This is a genomic window from Sphingobium sp. RS1 (genome assembly GCF_056156825.1).
On the sequence record NZ_JBLZXE010000002.1, the window covers coordinates 1,979,148 to 1,997,599 of the forward strand.

Here is an 18,452-nt window from a genome sequence, read left to right on the forward strand (position 1 = left end):
ACCCCGAAAATCAGGCTAAAAACAAACAGCGATGCGCAGGCAGAGGCTTAAGAGACGCCGTCGCCCAGCAGGTCCGGCGCGTTGAAGGGCGTCAGGACATCATATTGACAGGGACCGTCGCGCCGCGCGTCCCATACGACCCAGATGAATTCCATGGTCGGATTGCCCAGGCCCAAACAGTCGAGCCGCCAGTTGAGCGCATAGATCCGCACCGGCGTCCGCCAGCGCCAAAGGCCGGTGCGTTTCTCCGCATGCCAATAGGTCGCCTTCAGCAGCAGCGCGACATAGGTGCATCCCAGATCGCCCAGCAGGTGCCGGATCATGTCGGCCGCCAGCGCAAAGGGCGGATTGGTCACCACCACCGGCGAATAGGCCCGTCGGCATGTCAGCAGATTCTGCCCGGTCACCCGGTGCTCAGGATCGGGCACCAGGTCGGTGGCGATCGTCGTGAAGCCGGCTTTCTCCAGCTGCGTCGATATCGCCCCGCCTCTCCCGCACGGCTCCCAGACCGCATGCTCCAGATCTACGGCGTCCAGCAAATGGCGCCGCTCGGCCGCCAGGAACGCCAGCGTCGCCGTTGGCGGCGTGGGATAATAGTCATTGCCCTGCCGTTCGACCGTCGCCCCGCCCGCCATCGCACGGCCCAGGCCGCGCGGTGCAGGCCCGGCGATCACCGGCTCCTGGTCGGGGAACAGGCCCGTCATTGCACGGCCCGCCCGGACTGTGACATATGATCGATACCGCGCGCGATCAGCTGGAAATAGGCCGCCCGGTAGAGTGCAATATCTTCCGATTGGCGCAACTCGGCGGCAATCATCTGAAACAGGCCAGCAGATACAGCCGCCGCAGCGGCAAGGGCCAGATCGTCCGAAGCGCCCACCCGATCAAGTACGGGCACAATTTCGACGCCCGATCGCAGAACCGCAGAGCGCAGACGATCTGGACACCGACGATAGGCCTCCGCCGCGTCCTGGACGATCGCGTCGACACGCCGACTAGTCATCGTCATACTCCCCGTCATCCTCACCCTGGCAATCGCCGTCGCAGCCATCCAAACCGCAGAAGAAGCAGCTGCTATGACAGGCAGGGTCATGACATCCGTCGCAGCCACAGCTGTCGAACTGGTCCGACCCGCAACACACATTTCCGCACGCATTGCACATGGATCACACCCTCATCGGCATGAGGACATACAGCCGGGCAGCATCGTCGCTTTCCTGCCAGAGCGAAGGCGCCGCAGGGTCATTCAACATGACCTGCGCACGCGCCTCATCGGAGCCGGTCCCCACCAGATGCCGCAGGACATCGAGCAGGAAGTTGCCGTTGAAGCCGATTTTTAGTTCCGGCCCGTCATATTCGACCTCGACCTCTTCGCTCGCCGTGCCGTTTTCGGGACTGGCGACCGACAGCGTCAGCATGTTGCCGGCGAAGGTCAGCGCGATCAGCCGGCTCTTGTCGCTGGCGATCGTCAGCACCCGCTCCACCGCCTCGATCAGCGGCTTGGCCCGGAACCACGCCCCATGCGGATTGGCCGCCGGAATCACCCGCGTGTAATCGGGGAACTGCCCGTCGATCGTCTTGCCGGTCAGCACCGTCTTGCCGATCTCGAACCGGAATTTCGACGTGCTGACACTGATGCCGACCGTGCCACCCTCTTCATCCAGCAACGCCGCCAGCACCTTCATCGCCTTGCGCGGCAGAATCACGCCGGGCATCTCTTCGGCGCCGTCCGCAACGTCCAGATGGTACCGCGCCAGCCTGTTGCCATCGGTCGCCGCCGCGAACTGGCACGACGACCCGTCAGGCACATGGACGAAGATGCCGTTCAGATAATAGCGCGTCTCTTCGGTGGAGATTGCAAAGCGCACGCTCTCGATCATCGCGATCAGCTTGGTCGCATCCTGCTCCCACTCAGCATCCCAATCGCGCGCCGCGATCGTCGGGAAGTCGGTCGTGGGCAGCGTGGGCAGCTTGAACCGCGCCCGCCCGCATTTGATCGTGATGCCCAGATTGCCGTCGGCCTCGACCGTCGCGATGCCATCCGCCGGCAACTTCGCCGCGATCGAGGCGAGCGTGCCTGCATCGACGCAGAAATCCATCGCCCTGTTCGAACCGGCATCCTCTAGGTCAACCGTCTTTTCGACCATGATTTCCATGTCCGTCGCGGTCAGGAACATCTGGCCGGGCGTCGATTTGACCAGCACATGGCTCAGGATCGGGATGGTGGCGCGCGCCTCGACGACATCCTTGATCGCCTTCAGCGCCGCGCGCAGTGGTTTGACGGGAACCTGCATCACGCCGCGATCTCCGCCTTCAGGCCCTTGTCGAGCAGCGATATCATCGCCGCGATCGGCCGCTGGTTGGTCGCATGGGCATGGCGACAAACGCGATCCCACACCGGCCCCCACCGATCCTTCATGATGCTGGCCGCCAGCGCCGGCGCATCCGTCAGCGCCCGCTCCTGCAACTGCGCGCCGGCCGACACATGCACCCGATTGGCCGACGTCGAGCCGATTGCGCGCGCCGCCTTGCGATTGTCGCCCGCTTCCCGCGCCTCGCTCGCCACCTGCTCGGCCAGCGTCGGCACCGCCGCCGGCACGGCAACCGCCTGCCCCTCAGCCGGCGCCAGCGCCAGCTCGAACGCCAGCATGCGACCCTGCGACCGCAGCCGCGACACCGCCGCCGCAAAGGCGGCGATCGACAGCCCGGTCAACCGCCGCAACGCCGGCATGTCCCACCCGCCCTCGGGCGCCTCATGACTTTCAAGAATATGGATGATGCTGTCGGTCGCTTCAGTCATCGGTAGCCTCCAGGGCTTCGTCGATCGCGCCGACGATCGCCATTTCGGCCGCCGCGCGCATGTTGAGATTGGGATTATTGGCCTTCGCGCGGTTGATTTCGTCGCGCCATTCGGCCTGATCGCACCCGCCGAGCACCAGCGTGATCATCTCGCTATGATCCATGCCATGTTTCACCACGGCCGCGACGATGCCGGGGAAGATCGTCCCCCAGTAGCGCAGCACCTGACCATGGAAGGCGACCGCGCCGGCCAGACAAGCCATGCGCAGCATCTGGATGCCATGCGTGCGCAGGCACACTTCCAGCCCGTGGATATTGACGACCTGCCCGACCTTCCAGCTGTCCGTGTTGGTTGTCGCGGCGATCGACAGCCCGGCCGCCTCCAGCGCCTCGCGGATATCATGCGCCTCGACATTACCGGCCGCCAGCGCCGCCTTGAAGATTTCCAGCTTGCTCAGCTTCAGCCGCGACTGGTTGAGCGCGACGAACGCCGCCGCCTCATCCTCCGACCCGGCCGACGTCTTGATGACGCAGGGCAGATCGTAAATGTCGCCGCGCAGCACCGCCGCGCTCAGCCGATGCTGGCCGTCCACGACATACAGCGCCCCCTCCGACCGCCGCCCGACATTCAGGGGCTGGCACAGATCCCAGTCCCAATCGGCCGCAATACGACGGATCAGCAACTGGCTTGCCGGCGTGTCGATCGACCGCTGGTAGGACGGGTCGATCAACAGGTCCGCGATCGGGCGGAATTCCAGGCTGGGCCGCTGACCCCGCTGCGCCTTCAGCTTCGGCTGCGCGGTCATGCTGGCTCGCCTTGCAATTCGGCGTCGAGCGCATCGAGCGAAGCCCACCAGCCCCTGAGCTTTACCCCCTCCACCTCGGCCCATTCCATGACATCAGCCAGATCATCGAAATCATAGACGGGATCGGCATCCTCCGCTTCCCGTTCGTCATACCAGTGCCCGTCGCCCCAGCGGAACAACAGCAGGTCGCCCAGGCGCAGCGCGACGGGCGGAGGATCGAGCGCCAGGACGTCGCGACGTTCCCGCGCCGCCGCTTCTTCGGCTTCTGCCGCAGCGCGCTCTGCCGCCTCGCGATGCGCGACCTTTTCCGCTTCCTGCCGATCATATTCGGCCTCGGCATCGGCGAACGGGATCGCGGCGACCTCATCCGGCGTGACCAGCAAAGTCTGCGCGACCGAATAGGCAGCGCCGATATCGTCATAGTCCTTCGTGTCGTTCAGCAACGGCCTGACGCTGTTCCAGTAGCGCCGCCCAGTGACGTCGCCCGATTTCATGGCATCGTTGACCTTGTCCGCCGCCAGGAACAGTCGGACTCGCTCGATCTGCTGCCGGCGCTGCTCGGCCGCGATCTCTTCGGCAGTCTTTGTGGGGACGGCGTTGGTCAACTGGGCCGGCGGATCGACGGCCCGCACCTGATCCACCGGTACGAAGAACCCCTTGTCGATGCGGATCAGTTCGCCGTCTTCGCTGATGCCGACCGGCAACTGGCACAGGATGCGGTTGTTGCGGATCGTCTTGAGCATCCGCTCGACGCGATCGGTTCCATAATCATTGCCGACCCAAGCAAACCCATCAGGATTTTCTTTGCTCAGACCCTGATAGGCATAGGAATAGCGCCCCCATTCAAGGTTGGGCGTTTTGACATAACCGACCACTTGGGCCGGATCGAGCTCCAGCGCCTCCGCCATGTCCTTCAGGCGGCCGACCATCTGAAAATCGATATTCTTGTGGGCCTGCTGGACGGCAAGGAAGGCGCTGGTCAGCTTGCGCTTACCGCCATTATCCTCATCGAACAGGCCCGCCTCTTCATAGGCACCGCCCTCGCGCTCATAGGCCTTCCCGCCGATGAAGCGATAGATCGACCATTCGGTCGTTTTGTTGCCCTGATCGATTTCATAGCGGATCTTGTGCGGCGCATGCTTGTCATAGTTGCGCTTCGCCTGCGCCTTGAACACGCGGACCTGCAAATCCTGATCCGCTGCCCGGCCATAGGCCAGCGCCGCCTCCAGCGTCATGTCCTGAGCGCGCAGCGCGTCAAGGATGACGGGCGCAAGGGTCGCCAGCTTCAGCCGTTGCTTCACATAGCGCTCTGAGAAACCAAACTGCTTTGCCAGATCGGCAGTGGACACCGTGCCGCGCCGCATCAGCGCTTCAAACGCCAAGAATTCGTCCGCCGGGTTCATGTCCCGCTTGGCCAGATTCTCCGACAGCGACAGGTCGATCGCCTCCGCCGCCGTGCGCAACAGTACCGGGACCGGAAATTGGTGATCGACCGCGCCGCGCCGGTACAGCAGGTCCAGCGCCTGAAGCCGCCGCCCGCCGCCAACGATATAGACCGCCGCCTTGTCGATTTCAGTGTCGCCCGCATAGCCGATCAGGTTCTGCAACAGGCCATGTGCCGCGATATCGTCGGCAAGGCTGTCTACATCGACGGCCTTGTCGGTATGCCGAACATTCTCCGGCGCGCGGACCAGCCGGCCCAGCGGGATCATGTCGATACCGCTGACGACAGCGATCGGCGCTTGTACTTCACTCTCCGGCGCAACAGGCGCCGCTTTCTTCGCACGTGGCATGTGGGACGTCCTTCTCTGTGATGCGCCGGTGACCGGCTTATGCTTTGGGAAATTGTTCGGGCGCCGCGGCTACAGGGGGAAAGCCGCCGCGCCCGTCCCGTCTTGCGACCCGACGGAACTGGAATGGGAAAGGCCGGGGGCGGCAGTGCAGGCCGCCCCCGAAGTGTCAGCGCCGGCTTGGGAAGCCTTGGGGTATTGTTCGGCGCTGGTTTCATTCTCGCGATCGATCGCGTCGGCCCAATGCTCGGCCAGGTCGAAATCGATCCCGTAAATCTCGGCCAGATCGGCCAGCATCACGCGGCCTACATTGCCATAGCGGGCGGCAAAGTGACGCCGCGTAATCTCCATGTCGACGAAGGTCACAGCATGGCCCTCCGCGTCCGGGCGCCCGTCGCGGCGATCGTCACGACCCGGCGCTCCAGTGGCGACGGCTCTTCCACGACGATCGCGCCCTCTTTCACCAACCTGCGCACGCGGTAGGAGGCCGCCGCCGCATCCTTCAGTCCGACGATCCGGGCCAGTTCCGCATTGGTCGGGCACGACTCCCCGCGCTTCGCGGCCCGACGCAGCACCTGAAGCACCGCCCGCGTCGTCCGCTTCGCGTCGTCCGACGCCACCGTGAACCGACCGCGCGCTACCGGCTTCCCCAGTTGCGATGCGCGCGGCGCCGGCAACCGCTGCACGATATGGCGCAGCCGCCCGTCCAGCCGCTTGGACGTCATCGTCACCAGCCCGGCCGCATGCAGATGCCGCACCGCCGCGCCGATCGCATCGCCGGGGCGGGCGCCGGTCGAATAGACGACGTCTTCCCCCGGCAGCGCCCGCGCAGCCCAATTGTCCAGTTGATCCGGCTTCATCATCGGTTGCGCGCCTCCCATGTCATTCCGCCTCCGCGCGCAGCTGGGCCAGCAACTGGACGGACAGCGCCACCAGCTGCTCGGCATCCTCGATCAGCGCATGCTTGCGGATGTCCTGCTTGCAGACCTCGCCATCGTCGGCGACCGACGCGCAGATCTTCGTCGTGACCTCAGCCACTTCCGTGGACAGCAGGCCCACCTGCGTCAGCCAGTTCGCCGCCGCCGTGTCGATCTCGGGCAGGTGGAACAGTTCAAATCCCTGCATCCGCGCCAGCGCGCGCGTGATATGCGGCCAACCCTCCTGCCCGATCGCCATCTTTTCCAGTTCGGGTACCAGCCGCAGCGGAATGAACTCGGCCGCGTCCTCATTGCACCAGGCCATCAGCGTGGACCGGCTGCGCCCCAGCATATGGCTGACATAGACTTGCTTGCCCGCCGCATGGACGGCGTCGCCGGTCGCCTCGCTGATGGCGATATCGGTCGGCTTCAGATCATCTGCCCCGCGCGCCATGTCAGTGCCCCCCGAAGGACCGGTGACGGCTATTCAGAACCGGACTTGTCGCCGGTCCGCCGGGGGCTATCGTGCAGTCACCACGACTCACACGAAAGGAAAGACGGTTGAGCAACCAAGATACCGAGGCGACCGCAGCCTTCGCCTTCGTTTCAGCGATCTTGCAGGAATTGGACAGCAAGCACGCGGGATTCGCGGAGGCAGTCTTTGCCCGGGTCGAGCAGGAAATTGAGCGACACGACGATGATCGCGACGCTGCGATCCTGACACACCATGATGCGCTGGCTGAGGGGCTCGAACTGATAAGGGCGGATATGAAGGAGGTCAGCACGAAGAATGCCCCGTACACGCCGTCTTGGGACTGACGATGCGCAAGCCCACCCACCAGACGCCATTAACGACGATCTTGCAGTAACCCGCATTCTTCATTGCATGGGTGAAGGCCTTCGCGCTCCATTCCCTCTCACCCGCCAGTGCGCACCACTGGATGTAGGCCTCATAAAGAGCGGCAGAGCGCACATTCGACGCCGGATCGAGCTCGACGTTGCACGCAAGGAACCATGCGAGAGGGTCGCTGCTTAGCCTCTCCTCGACAGGAACCCAGCGTTCGCCATCCCAATGACACCAGCGATTGCCCTTTGTGACATCAGCCATTGTATGATCCTTCGCAGCGAATGAAATTCCGTCGCGCGATCGGATATTGGCTTCGTCCAACACCGCGCCTTCGGCAGCCTCCCCGCATGTCACGAAGCGCACACCCGGCAGATTTTTGAGATCAGGCGTCATCACGCGGCCTCCCCGACATTTTCGCTGGAAGTGTCGGGTGACGGCCCTTCGCCAGCGCAATAATTGTCCATGAAGTCGATAAGGCGGCGGCCCGTTCGCAATGTGATGGACCGCCCAGCCCGGATCGACTTGATCAACCCTCCCTCGCCGGTCGCATCGAGGCCGAGCCGCGTGGGAGTAATCCCGGTGGCATCCAGAAAGGCCTCAATCTGCTCAAGCAGCTCTTCATCGGTAGGGATCGTCATAAGGACGGTTAGATAATGAGATTTATCTTAGCATGCAACTGCTAAAATCAGATTTCTCTCATGGTGACGTCTCATTGACGCCATGCGATTTATCGCATCCTATGACCAAGCCCACCGGACGCCAATATTACGACGCTTTGATGCAGATTCTTCCGGAAGGAATGACGGAAGCATCCTGGGCGCGCACCGCCAAGGTGAACAGCAGCCTCTTTCAAGACATGAAGACTAAGGGCTCCCGTCCGCGCGTCGACACCCTTGAAAAGTTACTCAGTTCAGCGCGTGTCAGCATGTCTGAATTCTATGGGCTCATGGGTGAACATACTGACGCACCCCCGCCGTCCAATGTAGTTGAGGCTCCGAGCAGCCACTTCAGACACAGAAGCAATCCGATGGACGTGCCGGTCTGGGGCAGCGCCGAGGGCTCAGACTTCGTGCCCGACCTTGACGAACCAGGTACGTGCGTTGAAACTACAACGTTGATACCAGACGATATTATCGACCATATTCGCCGCCCGCTCGGCATTGCCGAAAAGCGAGCGGTGTACGCCCTGTTCGTCGTCGGGACATCTATGGAGCCTCGCTATATGGACGGCGAGCCGATCTTTGTTGATCCGGTCAGGGCGCCCGCGATCGGCGATCATGTCGTTCTTCAGTTGGTCGCCCCCGACGGTGACGGCGGAGATCGCGTCGTCCGCGCAATGGTAAAGCGACTGGAGCGCCGCACCGCTGACCATTATTTCCTTTGCCAGTATACGCCCAGCGTGACGTTCAAGGTGGCGAAGAGCAATGTGATGGCAATCCATCGCGTCATCCCACCGAATGAACTATACGGAATCTGATCCGATCTGAAATATCTCATTATGAGATTGACAATGAGATTTATCGCATCGTAATTAGCCCCCATCAACCTGATGGGAGGCAATCATGCTTCAGCTTCGTACCGAATTCCCCCTGCCCGGCAGCATCGCCCTGTTCGAAGGGCTGCGCTGGCGCATCTGGCAGCATGCCGGCACGGATGCACTTATCGCCCGCGAAGGCCCCAACGCGGCCCTGACCCGCCGCGCGCCGCTCGACGAACTGGTCGACCCGGTGGTCGCCGATCACAACGCCCTGCTGCCCCTGACCGACATCAGCGAGGCGACGAAGCGGATCGCCCTCTTCACCGCCAAGCTGCTGCGCGACGCCAACGACGTCGGCCTGTACGATCTGGGCCAGCAACTGCGCCAGCACGCCGACGCCGGCCGCATCCCGCGCTATACCGACAACGCCCATCTGGCCCGCATCATGCGCACGCTGGGCTGGCGCAAGGATGGCTGGACCGGCCCCCAGGGCCAGACCCGCAGCCCCCGCTACATCCGCGTCGCCACCCCGGCGAAGGCGGCCTGACATGGCACAGTTCGAACGCGAAGAGCGCTACATCGTCATCAAGCGCAAGAATCTCGCGCCCTATGTCGAAGACGACATTCGCGAGCTTTTGTCCGACCATAGTGTCGAGACGGTCGAATGCGTCGTCGTCGAGAGCGACTGGCCGGAACATGAAACAGTCTGGGGGATGATCGAGGCCCGCATGACTGGCCGCCCCGCGCAACCGAGCGGGGAGGTCGTGCTGCCGCAATACGGCGCATCACTCAGTCACGGATTTAGCCTTGCGGCAGATGAAGTGAAGGCGGCCCACGCCTATCTCGATAAGCGCGGCGCGTCTCGATATTGGGACGTAGGCGACGGCAAGCTGCATCTCATGTCATTGGCCGAGCGCATCGGGTCGATCCCCATTATCCCCGCGCGAGAGGCCATCGAGGCGGCGGCGCAGGTCTGCATGGATAAGGCCGACCGATACGGTGAGATACTGGCGATCACGACGGATTACAGCATCCAGCATCAGGCTCAGCGCGCCATCAATCTTTGTCAGGAGATAGAGGCCGCCATCCGCGCCCTCGCTCTGCCCAGCATCCCCGGCGAGCGTTTCCAAGATCGCGTCCAGCCTTGGCTGATGGCCTGTTTCGGCGAAATGATCGCGGGCGACCGGGAAGAGCGCAATCACCGCTTTCTTGAAGAGGCGCTTGAACTGGTCCAGTCCTGCGGCTGCACCGCTAGCGAGGCGCATCAGCTTGTCGATTATGTCTATGGCCGCCCGATCGGGGAGCCTGCACAGGAAGTCGGTGGCGTGATGGTGACGCTGGCCGCCTTGTGCCTCGCCAACAGCTTGGACATGCACCGCGACGGCGAAACCGAACTGGCGCGCATCTGGACGAAAGTCGACGCGATCCGCGCCAAGCAGGGCAGCAAGCCAAAGCATTCGCCGCTTCCCGGCACAGCGCCGACACAGGACACCCCCATTCGCCACCCCATCACCGGCGAGCCGATCTGATGGACCGCCCCAGCTACTCGCCCACAGCGCCTTTCGCGATCGGCGTGGCGCTGGCGGCCCTCTGGCTTTCCCTTCCTCCCGCGCTGTCCTGGCTGCTCCCCCGCACCGACGCCCTCATCGCAAGGCTGATCCCATAATGGACGCGATCCCAGCCGTGATCGTTGCGCTCATCTGGCTCTATAACCCGTTGAAGCGCCATGCCGCCGCGCAGGAAAAGATCGCCGACGAACTGCGACGCCTGCGCGAACTGGCAGAGCGGAGCCGCAGGTGAACATGTCACCTGCCCAGCTGCACCAGATCGCGCGCGACGAACGCGCCCGCCGCAAGGCGGCCTGGACGGCCGCTGGGCAGGGTCAGTCCGATCGCGCTGCCCATGACGACGCGCTATGGTCGAACATCGAACAGATGGCCGGCCTGGCCGCCGGTGATCCGGATTGCGCAAACCGCCAGCCCCAATGGTGGAGCCGGCCGCAGACGATCACCATGGCCCGCAACATCTTCGCTACGGCGACGAAGGCGGAAGCCAGCCTGGACCTGACCATCCCCGCCAACCTCGACAAGGTGCGCGGCCTTTTCGACCTTTATCGCTGGGTCCGCCCTCTGGGCTGGTCGGCATCCATTCCGGACTGCGCCTGATGAACGCCCCGACACCACCCGACCTGTTGCGCCGCCTGTCCAGGCGACTGGAACAGGGCAAGGGCATCCAGCTTTCCCCGAACGATCTTGACCTGCTGGTCGCAAGCGGCGCCTATGACATGCTCACGCAAGCCGCTGCCGACTATCAGAGGAACCTATGCCTGCAACGAAGCGCTCGAAACCGCTCTACCAGCGGGGAGACTATGCGCTCCACCGCCGCGCCGGCCGAGCCAACCTCGAAATCATCTGGTACGACTCGGAGCGACGCCGCGAACGATCCGCTAGCGCGGGCACGGACGATGTTGCGCAAGGACGCATCGCCCTCGATCGCCTCTACCTGACCCAGACCGGGCACCGCATGTGCCCGCACTGCCACCGGCCGTGGGAACATGAAGCATCGCCGACCGTGGCCGATGCGATCGCCGACTATCTCATTCTGATGGAGGGCAAGCCGAGCGAGGATGCCGCGCGCCATCGCCTCGCCCATGTCATCGACTATCTGGCCGAGACGGACGCCGGCACGGTCTGCGCCGCACTCAATGAACAGTGGGTCGATAAATTCCGCGCCTGGGCGCTGAAGCGGCCCGTCACGACCAGCAAGGGCGACTATCTGCGCGAACGCTCCCTCGCCCATGTAGAAGGCAGCGTGATGCAGCTCGCGGCCGCGATCAACGCGACGCCGGGGCAGAAGGCGCAGTTCAAGGCTCGGCAGCAGGTCGACGTCGCGCGATCGCCAACCTATCGGGCCGACGTCAAGACGATCGCCGCCATGTTCGACTATTGCCTGCGCCCCGATGGCGGCCGATCGGACAAGGAGCGCGCGATGATCGCGGCGACCAGGACAAACCTGCTGCGCTACCTCCAGCTGGCCGTGGCGAGCTGGGCCCGGCCCGAAACCGTGCTGGCCGTCAAGCGCGACCAGTGGCACGCCGACGCGCGCGTGCTGGATCTGAATCCGGCCCGCCGCCTCCGGACGAACAAGCGCCAGCCGATGGTGCCGATCGCCGCCCAGTGCGCCCCGCTGCTCGACGCGATGGACGATTTGTGGATCCCGGTCAGCACCATCCGCAATTCATGGGACAAGATGCGCGCGCACCTGGGCCTGCCCGAGGACAGGCAGGCCGGGCCAAAGCTCATCCGTCGATCGATGGCTACGCTGGTGCGCCGGCGCATCGGCGAAGCGAATTGGCGCCAGGGCGAGATCATGCTGGGCCACGTCGCATTCGCGACAAGCGACATTTACGCGATCCCCGACCCCGCAAATCTGGGGCTGGTACTGGGCGCGACGGAAGAGATCATCAGGGAGATCGAGGCCCTGGCCCCCGGCGCTTACCGCACCGTTACCGCAGTCAGCAAAGCCCTCCGCTTGGTCGAAGGCGGTAAAAACGGCTGATTTCCGGTGAAAATTGCTGGAGCGGGTAGCGGGGATCGAACCCGCATCACAAGCTTGGAAGGCTAGTGCTCTACCATTGAGCTATACCCGCCCGGCAGGAGAGCGCCCTGCCATCATCACGGGGCGCTCGTCAACCATGATTGCGTCAACAAGGCGAAGATCGCCCCTTAACCGCCTGCATCATTTGATCTATCAGTCGGATATGAACAGCCCTTCCCTGCGCCAGTTGGATATATTCGCGCAGATGGTGGCAGCCGGCAGCGTGACGCGATGCGCCACCAATATGAGCCTCAGCATCGAGCAGGTCTTGCAGGATCTGGCGTCGCTGGAGATGCGGCTGGGCTATCGGTTGTTCGAGGATCTGGACGGGGCGACGCGGCTGACGCCTGCGGGGCGCAAGACCGCGCAGGCGATGACGCTGCTGACGCAGGATGCACCCGCACCGATCGGGGCGCCGGCCCAAGCGCCGATAGAGGACGTGCTTCCGCCCGAAGCCGAGCCTGAAACGCCGCCCGTTCCTGCCATCATTCCGGTCGCGGCGCCGACCCCCATCGTGCTGGAGGGGACGGCGCGTCAGGTCATCACCCTTGCCGCGCCAGCGCCGGTGTTCGGCCAGATCCAGGATGGTCTGACCGCGTTCGAAGCAGCGAACGAGGATATCGCAATCACGCTGGACCTGCATGTCCACACCGCCGAGGATGCCGCAAGCGCGCTGGCCAATGGACGAGCGGACATCGCCTATTTCTACGCGCTGGAGGAACCAGCCGGTTTCGGGTCACGCTATGGCTGGTCGGAACAGTTGAACCTGTTCGCCGGGAGCGGTCATGCGCTGGCGCGGGCCGACAGCGTCAGCCGCGACGATCTGGCGCTGACGCCGATGCTGGCACTGGAGACGCGCAGCGGCATGCGCGACATTATCGAGGCGGCGCTGGCCAGGGGGCGTTTCCACAACATGATGCCGCTGCTGGAAAGCGACAATATGTTCGAGATCATCGCCGCGCTGCGCGAGGGAGCCGGTTGCTTCGCCGCGTTCGGCACGCTGGCCCGCGACATCGGCCGGATGAGCGGCGTACAACGGCTGGCGCTCGACATGCCGCTGCCCGCGATCGAGATTCGCCAGGCGATCGCCCCCCGTTCGACGGAAAAGCCGGCGGTCGAGGCATTGGCGGAATTTCTGTTCCTCTGAAATATGAAGAAGATTTAATGTCGCAACGCAGCGAAAATGCGGTGAACCGCCCTTGATATGATGTATCATCCTAGATACAGGATCACATCAGACCAGAACCAAAAGGGTTGATCTTCATGTCCCGCTTTCCGTTGCTCCGCGCCGGCTGCGCCCTGTCCGCGCTGTGCCTTGCCTTCCCTGCTGTGGCCGAGGAGGCCGCCGCTCCCGATCAGGCCTATCATGACGATGCCAAGTCCGACATCGTCGTGACCGCGCTGATCCCGCGCCGGCAGGGCGACATATTGTCAGGCACATCAGTCCTGACCGGCGAGAAGCTGGTCCGCGACCTGCGCCCCAGCATCGGCGAGACGCTGGCCCGCCAGCCGGGCGTGTCGGCCACCAGCTTCGGCCCCAATGCCTCCCGCCCGATCCTGCGCGGTTTCCAGGGGGAGCGTGTACGCATCTTGACCGACGGCATCGGCAGCTTCGACGTGTCCAACACCTCGGTCGACCATGCCGTCGCGATCAACCCGCTGACCGCCGACCGGATCGAAGTGCTGCGTGGGCCGGCCGCCCTGCTCTACGGATCGTCGGCGATCGGTGGCGTGGTCAATGTGATCGACAGCCGTATCCCGCGCCGCGTGCCTGACGAGCCGATTCATGTCGACGGCATCGCCACCTATGGCAGCGCCGCCAATGAGCGCACGCTGAGCGGCGAGGTGGAGGCGCCGATCGCGCAGAATTTCGTGGTCCATGTCGATGGCAGCTGGACCAAGACCGACGACCTGCGCACCGGCGGCTACATATTGTCCAAGCCGATGCGGGCGATCGCGGCGCAGTCGGATGACGCGGAAATCCGAGAGGATGGCCAGTGGAAGGGCAAGTTGCCCAACACCGCCGCAGAAACGTGGGAAGTGGCAGGCGGCTTTGCCTATGTTGGCACCGGCGGCAATCTGGGCGTGTCGGTGTCGCACAGCGAGAACCGATATGGCGTGCCGTCGCGGATCGACGTGGCGGAGGATCATGACGATCACGACCATGATGAAGAGCCGGGCCACACCCATGAGGATGTGACGCTGTCGATGAAACAGACCCGTGCCGACCTGCGCGGCGAGGTGGCAACCGGTGGCGGCTTCCTGGACAGCATCCGCCTGCGCGCGGGCTGGGCACAATATCAGCATCAGGAAATCGAGCCGACCGGCGAAGTGGGTACGACCTTCAAGAATCAGTCGATGGAAAGCCGTCTGGAGTTCATCCAGGCGCGGCAGGGCGGCTGGGACGGCGCATTCGGCGCGCAATTCTTCACCCGCCGGTTCGAGGCGATCGGCGAGGAGAAGTTCCTGCCGCGCAACGAGACGAACCAGTTGGGCCTGTTCACGCTGCAATCGCTGGACCTGGGCGACACCCGTATCGAAGCTGGCGGCCGGTTCGAGCATAGCGAATTGTCGGCGGTGGCGGACGCGGACCTGTTCACCGCAGGCGGTCGCCGCAATTTCAATGCCCTGTCCGGGTCACTGGGCATCAGCCAGGCGATCATGCCCGGCTGGCGCGTGGGTCTGAACCTGTCGCGCAGCGAACGTGCACCGTCGGCCGAGGAACTGTTCGCCCGCGGCAATCATGCCGGCACGCAGGCGTTCGAACTGGGCAATGCCGATTTCAGCAAGGAAAAAAGCTGGGGCGTCGAAGGCACGCTGCGCGGCCAGGGCGAGGGCTATAGCGTCTCCTTCTCCGCCTATCACAACTGGTTCGACGGCTATATCTATGACTCGATCGTGGACGACAGCGTGTGCCAGGCCGCCAATGGCGGGGCCGAGCTGGAATTCCCCTGCTACGCCTATAATCAGGCCGATGCCCGCTATTATGGCTTCGAGGCCGAGGGCAATGTGAAGCTGGCGCAACTGGGCGGCTATGCCATCAATCTGGATGGCGTGGCCGACTATGTCCGCGCGACCATCAAGGGCAGCGGCCCGGCGCCGCGCATTCCCCCGCTGCGCCTGCTGGGCGGGATCGAGGCACAGGGCGAGCGGATCACCGCGCGGGCCGAAGTGGAACATGTGTTCGAGCAGAACCGGATTGCCCAAACGGAAACGCCGACCGACGGCTTCACGCTGGTCAACGCATCGCTCGCTTTCAAGCCATTCAAGGGCAATGACCGCACCACGCTGATGCTGTCGGCGAACAACATCTTCGACGTGGAGGCCCGCCGCCACGCCAGCGTATTGAAGGATTTCGCGCCACTTGCCGGTCGCGACATCCGCGTGACGGCGCGCTTCTCGCTGTAATTTTCCGAAACGCGCGAAATAGCGCGCTTCAGAACGGCACCAGCCCACGCCCCCACCCGGCCACCCATATGATACTGCCGTTGGGTGGCGGGGCGGGGGCGTGGGCTGGTGCCGCAATCCGCCGCACAGCGGCCAACACTTGCGCACTGGCGCTGCCTCGTCCCTTTGGTAGAAGATTGCGTTTTGTGACAATTTCGTTACAAGCAATCCATGCGCCAGATTGCCGCCCTGCCCTATACGACCGATGCGAACGGCGCGATGCAGATCCTGCTCATCACATCGCGCGAGACGCGGCGATGGGTGATTCCCAAGGGGAATCGGATCAAGGGCATGGCCGGCCATCGCGCCGCCGAACTGGAAGCCTACGAAGAAGCGGGCATCCATGGCATTGCCTGTCCCGCTCCGCTCGGCCGCTACAGCTATGACAAGCGCAAGCGCAATGGCAACTCGCGCGAGGCGACGGTCGAGGTTTTTCCGCTTGCGGTCACCGGCCACCTGACGCAATGGCCCGAACAGGGCCAAAGGGAACTGCGCTGGTTCCCCGTGGCCGACGCTGCAAAGGCGGTGGACGAACCGGATTTGCAGTCGATCATCGCGGCCTTCCGCGAACCGCCCGCCAATCCGGGCTGGTTCTTCCGGCTGTTGCTGGCGATCCGCGAAAAGCAAAGTGAAAGGACTGGAATGCTGCGCTGGTTTCATGCGTTGATGCCCAAGCAGGGGCGCTTCTTCGAGCAGTTCGAGGATCACGCCGCCACTTTGGTCGTCGGCGCGGATGCGCTGGCCAAGCTGCTCAAGGGCGGCCCGGACATGGCCGCGCATATCAAGGAGATATCCGACCGCGAGCATGAGGCGGACGATATTATCCGCGATGTGTTACAGGACGTCCGCCGCATCTTCGTCACCCCGTTCGACCGCAGCGCCATCACCGGCCTGATCGGTGTGATGGACGACGCGATCGACCAGATGAACCAGACGGCCAAGGCGATCGCCCTTTATGAGGTGAAGGACTTCGCCCCACAGATGCAGGATATGAGCGCGCTGATCGTGGAATGCGCGCGCATCACCGCCGAGGCGATGCCGCTGCTGCGGTCGCTGAACCTCAATGCCGCGCGGTTGCACGACCTGACCGAGCGGCTGGTGAAGCTGGAAGGCCATGCCGACATCCTGCACGAAGCGGGGCTGAAGGCGCTGTACGAGCAGGCGCGCGCCGGCAACCCGATGGACTTCATCGTCGGCAACGAGATTTACAGCCATCTGGAAAAGGTCACCGACCGGTTCGAGGATGTCGCCAACGAGATTTCCGGCCTGGTCATCGACCACGCCTGATCCGCTCCCGGCACATACACCCGTTCGCTTCGAGCCTGTCGAGAAGCGGATAGCGCGCACTTCTCGTTTCTCGACTTCGCTCGAAACGAACGGATTTTTAGGATGCTTCGATCCATGCAGGACAGAGTGTAGCTCGCCATGGACCCCATCGCCCTCCCCCTGCTGATCGCGCTGATCGGTGTCGCCCTGCTGTTCGACTTCCTGAACGGCCTGCACGACGCTGCCAACTCGATCGCGACCATCGTGTCGACCCGTGTGCTGAAACCGCAATATGCGGTCGCCTGGGCCGCCTTCTTCAACTTCATCGCCTTCCTCTTCTTCGGCCTGCATGTGGCGGAGACGGTGGGCAAGGGCATTGTCGACGCCAGCATCATCGACCCGCAGGTGATCTTCGGCGCGCTAATGGGCGCGATCGCCTGGAACCTCATCACCTGGGGGCTGGGCATTCCGTCTTCCTCCAGCCATGCGCTGATCGGCGGGCTGCTGGGTGCCGGTACGGCCAAGGCGGGGCTGGGCGCGGTCGTGTGGAGCGGCGTGTTCAAGACGAGCGCGGCGATCGTCATTTCGCCAGCCGTCGGCCTGTTCCTGGCGCTGATGCTGGTGCTCATCATCAGCTGGATCTTCCGCAAGTTCACGCCGCAGGGCGCGGACAAGGTGTTCCGCAAGCTGCAACTCGTGTCCGCATCGCTCTATTCGCTTGGGCATGGCGGCAATGACGCGCAGAAGACCATGGGGATCATCGCCGTGCTGCTCTATTCGCAGGGCATGCTGACTGGCGGCTTCCATGTGCCCATGTGGGTGGTGCTGAGCTGTCAGGCGGCGATGGGTCTGGGCACGCTGCTGGGCGGATGGAAGATCGTGCATACCATGGGATCGAAGATCACCCGGCTGACCCCGGCGCAGGGCTTCTGCGCGGAAACGGGCGGTGCGATCACCCTGTTCATGGCCACCCATCTGGGCGTGCCGGTATCGACCACCCATACGATTACCGGCGCGATCGTCGGCGTGGGCGCATCGCGGCGACTGTCGGCGGTACGCTGGAACGTGGCGTCGAGCATCATCGTGGCGTGGGTCGTCACCCTGCCCGCCGCCGCCATCATCGGCGCGCTCTTCTATGGGCTGACACAGTTGTTCTGAGGATCCGGTCCACTGGACATGACAAAGGGCGCGGGAGTGATCCCGCGCCCTTTGTCGTCAGGCTATGGCCGACCCGTCAGGCCACGCGGCCGAGGCGGTGGTAGAGATTGGCATATTTGATCGATTCCGGCTGGTCCTGGACTTCCTTCAGATAGTGCGCGATGGCGGTGCGGATCAGGCCGAAATCCTGCTGGGAGAAGACGGCGCGCGAACGGCTCGGCTCGCGGGTCTGGTCGATCGTGTCGGTGGTCATGTTTCTGTCCTTCGCGGCTGGAGCCCGTCCGGGCTGATGAACACCGAGATAGACAGGTAAATCCGCTTCGATAAGGCCGATGAGTGGCCGCAAGT

At 63.8% G+C, this 18,452-nt stretch carries 24 protein-coding genes and 1 tRNA gene; 12 read left to right on the top strand and 13 right to left on the bottom strand.

Features of this window, described 5'->3' with window-relative positions; all coding sequences use genetic code 11:
• Positions 1 to 47: 47 nt before the first annotated feature.
• The 9 genes from ACNHGR_RS11255 to ACNHGR_RS11295 form a co-directional block, all read right to left on the bottom strand.
• A complete protein-coding gene (locus tag ACNHGR_RS11255) occupies positions 48 to 704 on the bottom strand; it encodes a hypothetical protein (protein WP_475286128.1) in 657 nt (218 codons plus the stop codon).
• Positions 701 to 1,003: a hypothetical protein gene (locus ACNHGR_RS11260; RefSeq protein ID WP_475286130.1), complete on the bottom strand. Its 303-nt coding sequence runs from the start codon at positions 1,001 to 1,003 to the stop codon at positions 701 to 703. Before ACNHGR_RS11260 ends, ACNHGR_RS11255 begins: the two co-directional genes overlap by 4 nt.
• Before the next feature lie 163 nt (positions 1,004 to 1,166).
• A complete protein-coding gene (gene dnaN, locus ACNHGR_RS11265; protein ID WP_475288396.1) occupies positions 1,167 to 2,294 on the bottom strand; it encodes a DNA polymerase III subunit beta in 1,128 nt (375 codons plus the stop codon).
• Positions 2,294 to 2,800 carry a hypothetical protein gene (locus tag ACNHGR_RS11270; RefSeq protein WP_475286132.1) on the bottom strand — a complete coding sequence of 169 codons (507 nt, stop codon included), beginning with the start codon at positions 2,798 to 2,800 and terminating at the stop codon, positions 2,294 to 2,296. The genes dnaN and ACNHGR_RS11270 overlap by 1 nt, the downstream gene beginning before the upstream one ends.
• Positions 2,793 to 3,605 (bottom strand): DUF6551 family protein, encoded by an 813-nt coding sequence (locus ACNHGR_RS11275; RefSeq protein WP_475286134.1) that lies wholly within the window; start codon positions 3,603 to 3,605, stop codon positions 2,793 to 2,795. The genes ACNHGR_RS11270 and ACNHGR_RS11275 overlap by 8 nt, the downstream gene beginning before the upstream one ends.
• Positions 3,602 to 5,398, bottom strand: coding sequence for a ParB/RepB/Spo0J family partition protein (locus ACNHGR_RS11280; protein ID WP_475286136.1), 1,797 nt, complete (start codon positions 5,396 to 5,398; stop codon positions 3,602 to 3,604). The genes ACNHGR_RS11275 and ACNHGR_RS11280 overlap by 4 nt, the downstream gene beginning before the upstream one ends.
• Before the next feature lie 69 nt (positions 5,399 to 5,467).
• Complete coding sequence (locus tag ACNHGR_RS11285; RefSeq protein WP_475286138.1) at positions 5,468 to 5,761, bottom strand: hypothetical protein; 294 nt, start codon at positions 5,759 to 5,761, stop codon at positions 5,468 to 5,470.
• Positions 5,758 to 6,258 (bottom strand): winged helix-turn-helix domain-containing protein, encoded by a 501-nt coding sequence (locus tag ACNHGR_RS11290; protein ID WP_475286140.1) that lies wholly within the window; start codon positions 6,256 to 6,258, stop codon positions 5,758 to 5,760. The genes ACNHGR_RS11285 and ACNHGR_RS11290 overlap by 4 nt, the downstream gene beginning before the upstream one ends.
• A gap of 19 nt (positions 6,259 to 6,277) precedes the next feature.
• Positions 6,278 to 6,766 (bottom strand): hypothetical protein, encoded by a 489-nt coding sequence (locus ACNHGR_RS11295; RefSeq protein ID WP_475286141.1) that lies wholly within the window; start codon positions 6,764 to 6,766, stop codon positions 6,278 to 6,280.
• A 107-nt stretch (positions 6,767 to 6,873) separates the two neighbouring features.
• Here ACNHGR_RS11295 and ACNHGR_RS11300 point away from each other — a divergent pair, with 107 nt between their 5' ends.
• Entirely contained in the window at positions 6,874 to 7,131 is a 258-nt protein-coding gene (locus ACNHGR_RS11300) for a hypothetical protein (protein ID WP_184267330.1), read from the top strand.
• Here the strand turns inward: ACNHGR_RS11300 and ACNHGR_RS11305 are convergent.
• Together ACNHGR_RS11305 and ACNHGR_RS11310 are read right to left on the bottom strand one after the other, a co-directional pair.
• A complete protein-coding gene (locus tag ACNHGR_RS11305) occupies positions 7,091 to 7,552 on the bottom strand; it encodes a hypothetical protein (RefSeq protein ID WP_475286143.1) in 462 nt (153 codons plus the stop codon). The genes ACNHGR_RS11300 and ACNHGR_RS11305 overlap by 41 nt on opposite strands.
• Positions 7,552 to 7,797: a hypothetical protein gene (locus tag ACNHGR_RS11310; protein ID WP_475286145.1), complete on the bottom strand. Its 246-nt coding sequence runs from the start codon at positions 7,795 to 7,797 to the stop codon at positions 7,552 to 7,554. Before ACNHGR_RS11310 ends, ACNHGR_RS11305 begins: the two co-directional genes overlap by 1 nt.
• A 101-nt stretch (positions 7,798 to 7,898) precedes the next feature.
• On the opposite strand from ACNHGR_RS11310, the gene ACNHGR_RS11315 reads away from it, so the two are divergent.
• From ACNHGR_RS11315 to ACNHGR_RS11345, 7 genes are all read left to right on the top strand, one after another.
• Complete coding sequence (locus ACNHGR_RS11315; RefSeq protein WP_475286147.1) at positions 7,899 to 8,636, top strand: S24 family peptidase; 738 nt, start codon at positions 7,899 to 7,901, stop codon at positions 8,634 to 8,636.
• A gap of 85 nt (positions 8,637 to 8,721) precedes the next feature.
• Positions 8,722 to 9,183 (top strand): hypothetical protein, encoded by a 462-nt coding sequence (locus tag ACNHGR_RS11320; RefSeq protein ID WP_475286149.1) that lies wholly within the window; start codon positions 8,722 to 8,724, stop codon positions 9,181 to 9,183.
• A gap of 1 nt (position 9,184) precedes the next feature.
• Positions 9,185 to 10,165: a hypothetical protein gene (locus ACNHGR_RS11325; RefSeq protein ID WP_475286151.1), complete on the top strand. Its 981-nt coding sequence runs from the start codon at positions 9,185 to 9,187 to the stop codon at positions 10,163 to 10,165.
• A gap of 136 nt (positions 10,166 to 10,301) precedes the next feature.
• Positions 10,302 to 10,436, top strand: a complete 135-nt coding sequence (locus ACNHGR_RS11330) for a hypothetical protein (protein WP_475286153.1) — start codon at positions 10,302 to 10,304, stop codon at positions 10,434 to 10,436.
• Complete coding sequence (locus tag ACNHGR_RS11335; protein ID WP_475286155.1) at positions 10,433 to 10,801, top strand: hypothetical protein; 369 nt, start codon at positions 10,433 to 10,435, stop codon at positions 10,799 to 10,801. The genes ACNHGR_RS11330 and ACNHGR_RS11335 overlap by 4 nt, the downstream gene beginning before the upstream one ends.
• Positions 10,801 to 11,142 carry a hypothetical protein gene (locus tag ACNHGR_RS11340; protein ID WP_475286157.1) on the top strand — a complete coding sequence of 114 codons (342 nt, stop codon included), beginning with the start codon at positions 10,801 to 10,803 and terminating at the stop codon, positions 11,140 to 11,142. The genes ACNHGR_RS11335 and ACNHGR_RS11340 overlap by 1 nt, the downstream gene beginning before the upstream one ends.
• A gap of 65 nt (positions 11,143 to 11,207) precedes the next feature.
• Positions 11,208 to 12,194 carry a hypothetical protein gene (locus ACNHGR_RS11345; protein ID WP_475286159.1) on the top strand — a complete coding sequence of 329 codons (987 nt, stop codon included), beginning with the start codon at positions 11,208 to 11,210 and terminating at the stop codon, positions 12,192 to 12,194.
• A 17-nt stretch (positions 12,195 to 12,211) separates the two neighbouring features.
• Here ACNHGR_RS11345 and ACNHGR_RS11350 read toward each other — a convergent pair.
• Positions 12,212 to 12,285: transfer RNA gene (locus ACNHGR_RS11350), tRNA-Gly, on the bottom strand.
• Between the two features lie 111 nt (positions 12,286 to 12,396).
• Here ACNHGR_RS11350 and ACNHGR_RS11355 point away from each other — a divergent pair.
• The 4 genes from ACNHGR_RS11355 (at position 12,397) to ACNHGR_RS11370 (ending at position 18,104) form a co-directional block, all read left to right on the top strand.
• Positions 12,397 to 13,380, top strand: coding sequence for a LysR substrate-binding domain-containing protein (locus tag ACNHGR_RS11355; RefSeq protein ID WP_475286161.1), 984 nt, complete (start codon positions 12,397 to 12,399; stop codon positions 13,378 to 13,380).
• 116 nt (positions 13,381 to 13,496) lie between these two features.
• Positions 13,497 to 15,641 (top strand): TonB-dependent receptor domain-containing protein, encoded by a 2,145-nt coding sequence (locus ACNHGR_RS11360; protein WP_475286163.1) that lies wholly within the window; start codon positions 13,497 to 13,499, stop codon positions 15,639 to 15,641.
• 210 nt (positions 15,642 to 15,851) lie between these two features.
• Positions 15,852 to 16,967, top strand: coding sequence for a DUF47 family protein (locus ACNHGR_RS11365; RefSeq protein WP_475286165.1), 1,116 nt, complete (start codon positions 15,852 to 15,854; stop codon positions 16,965 to 16,967).
• A gap of 138 nt (positions 16,968 to 17,105) precedes the next feature.
• Positions 17,106 to 18,104 (top strand): inorganic phosphate transporter, encoded by a 999-nt coding sequence (locus ACNHGR_RS11370; RefSeq protein WP_184267356.1) that lies wholly within the window; start codon positions 17,106 to 17,108, stop codon positions 18,102 to 18,104.
• A 76-nt stretch (positions 18,105 to 18,180) separates the two neighbouring features.
• Here ACNHGR_RS11370 and ACNHGR_RS11375 read toward each other — a convergent pair whose 3' ends face one another.
• Positions 18,181 to 18,357, bottom strand: coding sequence for a hypothetical protein (locus ACNHGR_RS11375; RefSeq protein WP_170267472.1), 177 nt, complete (start codon positions 18,355 to 18,357; stop codon positions 18,181 to 18,183).
• Positions 18,358 to 18,452: the final 95 nt, after the last annotated feature.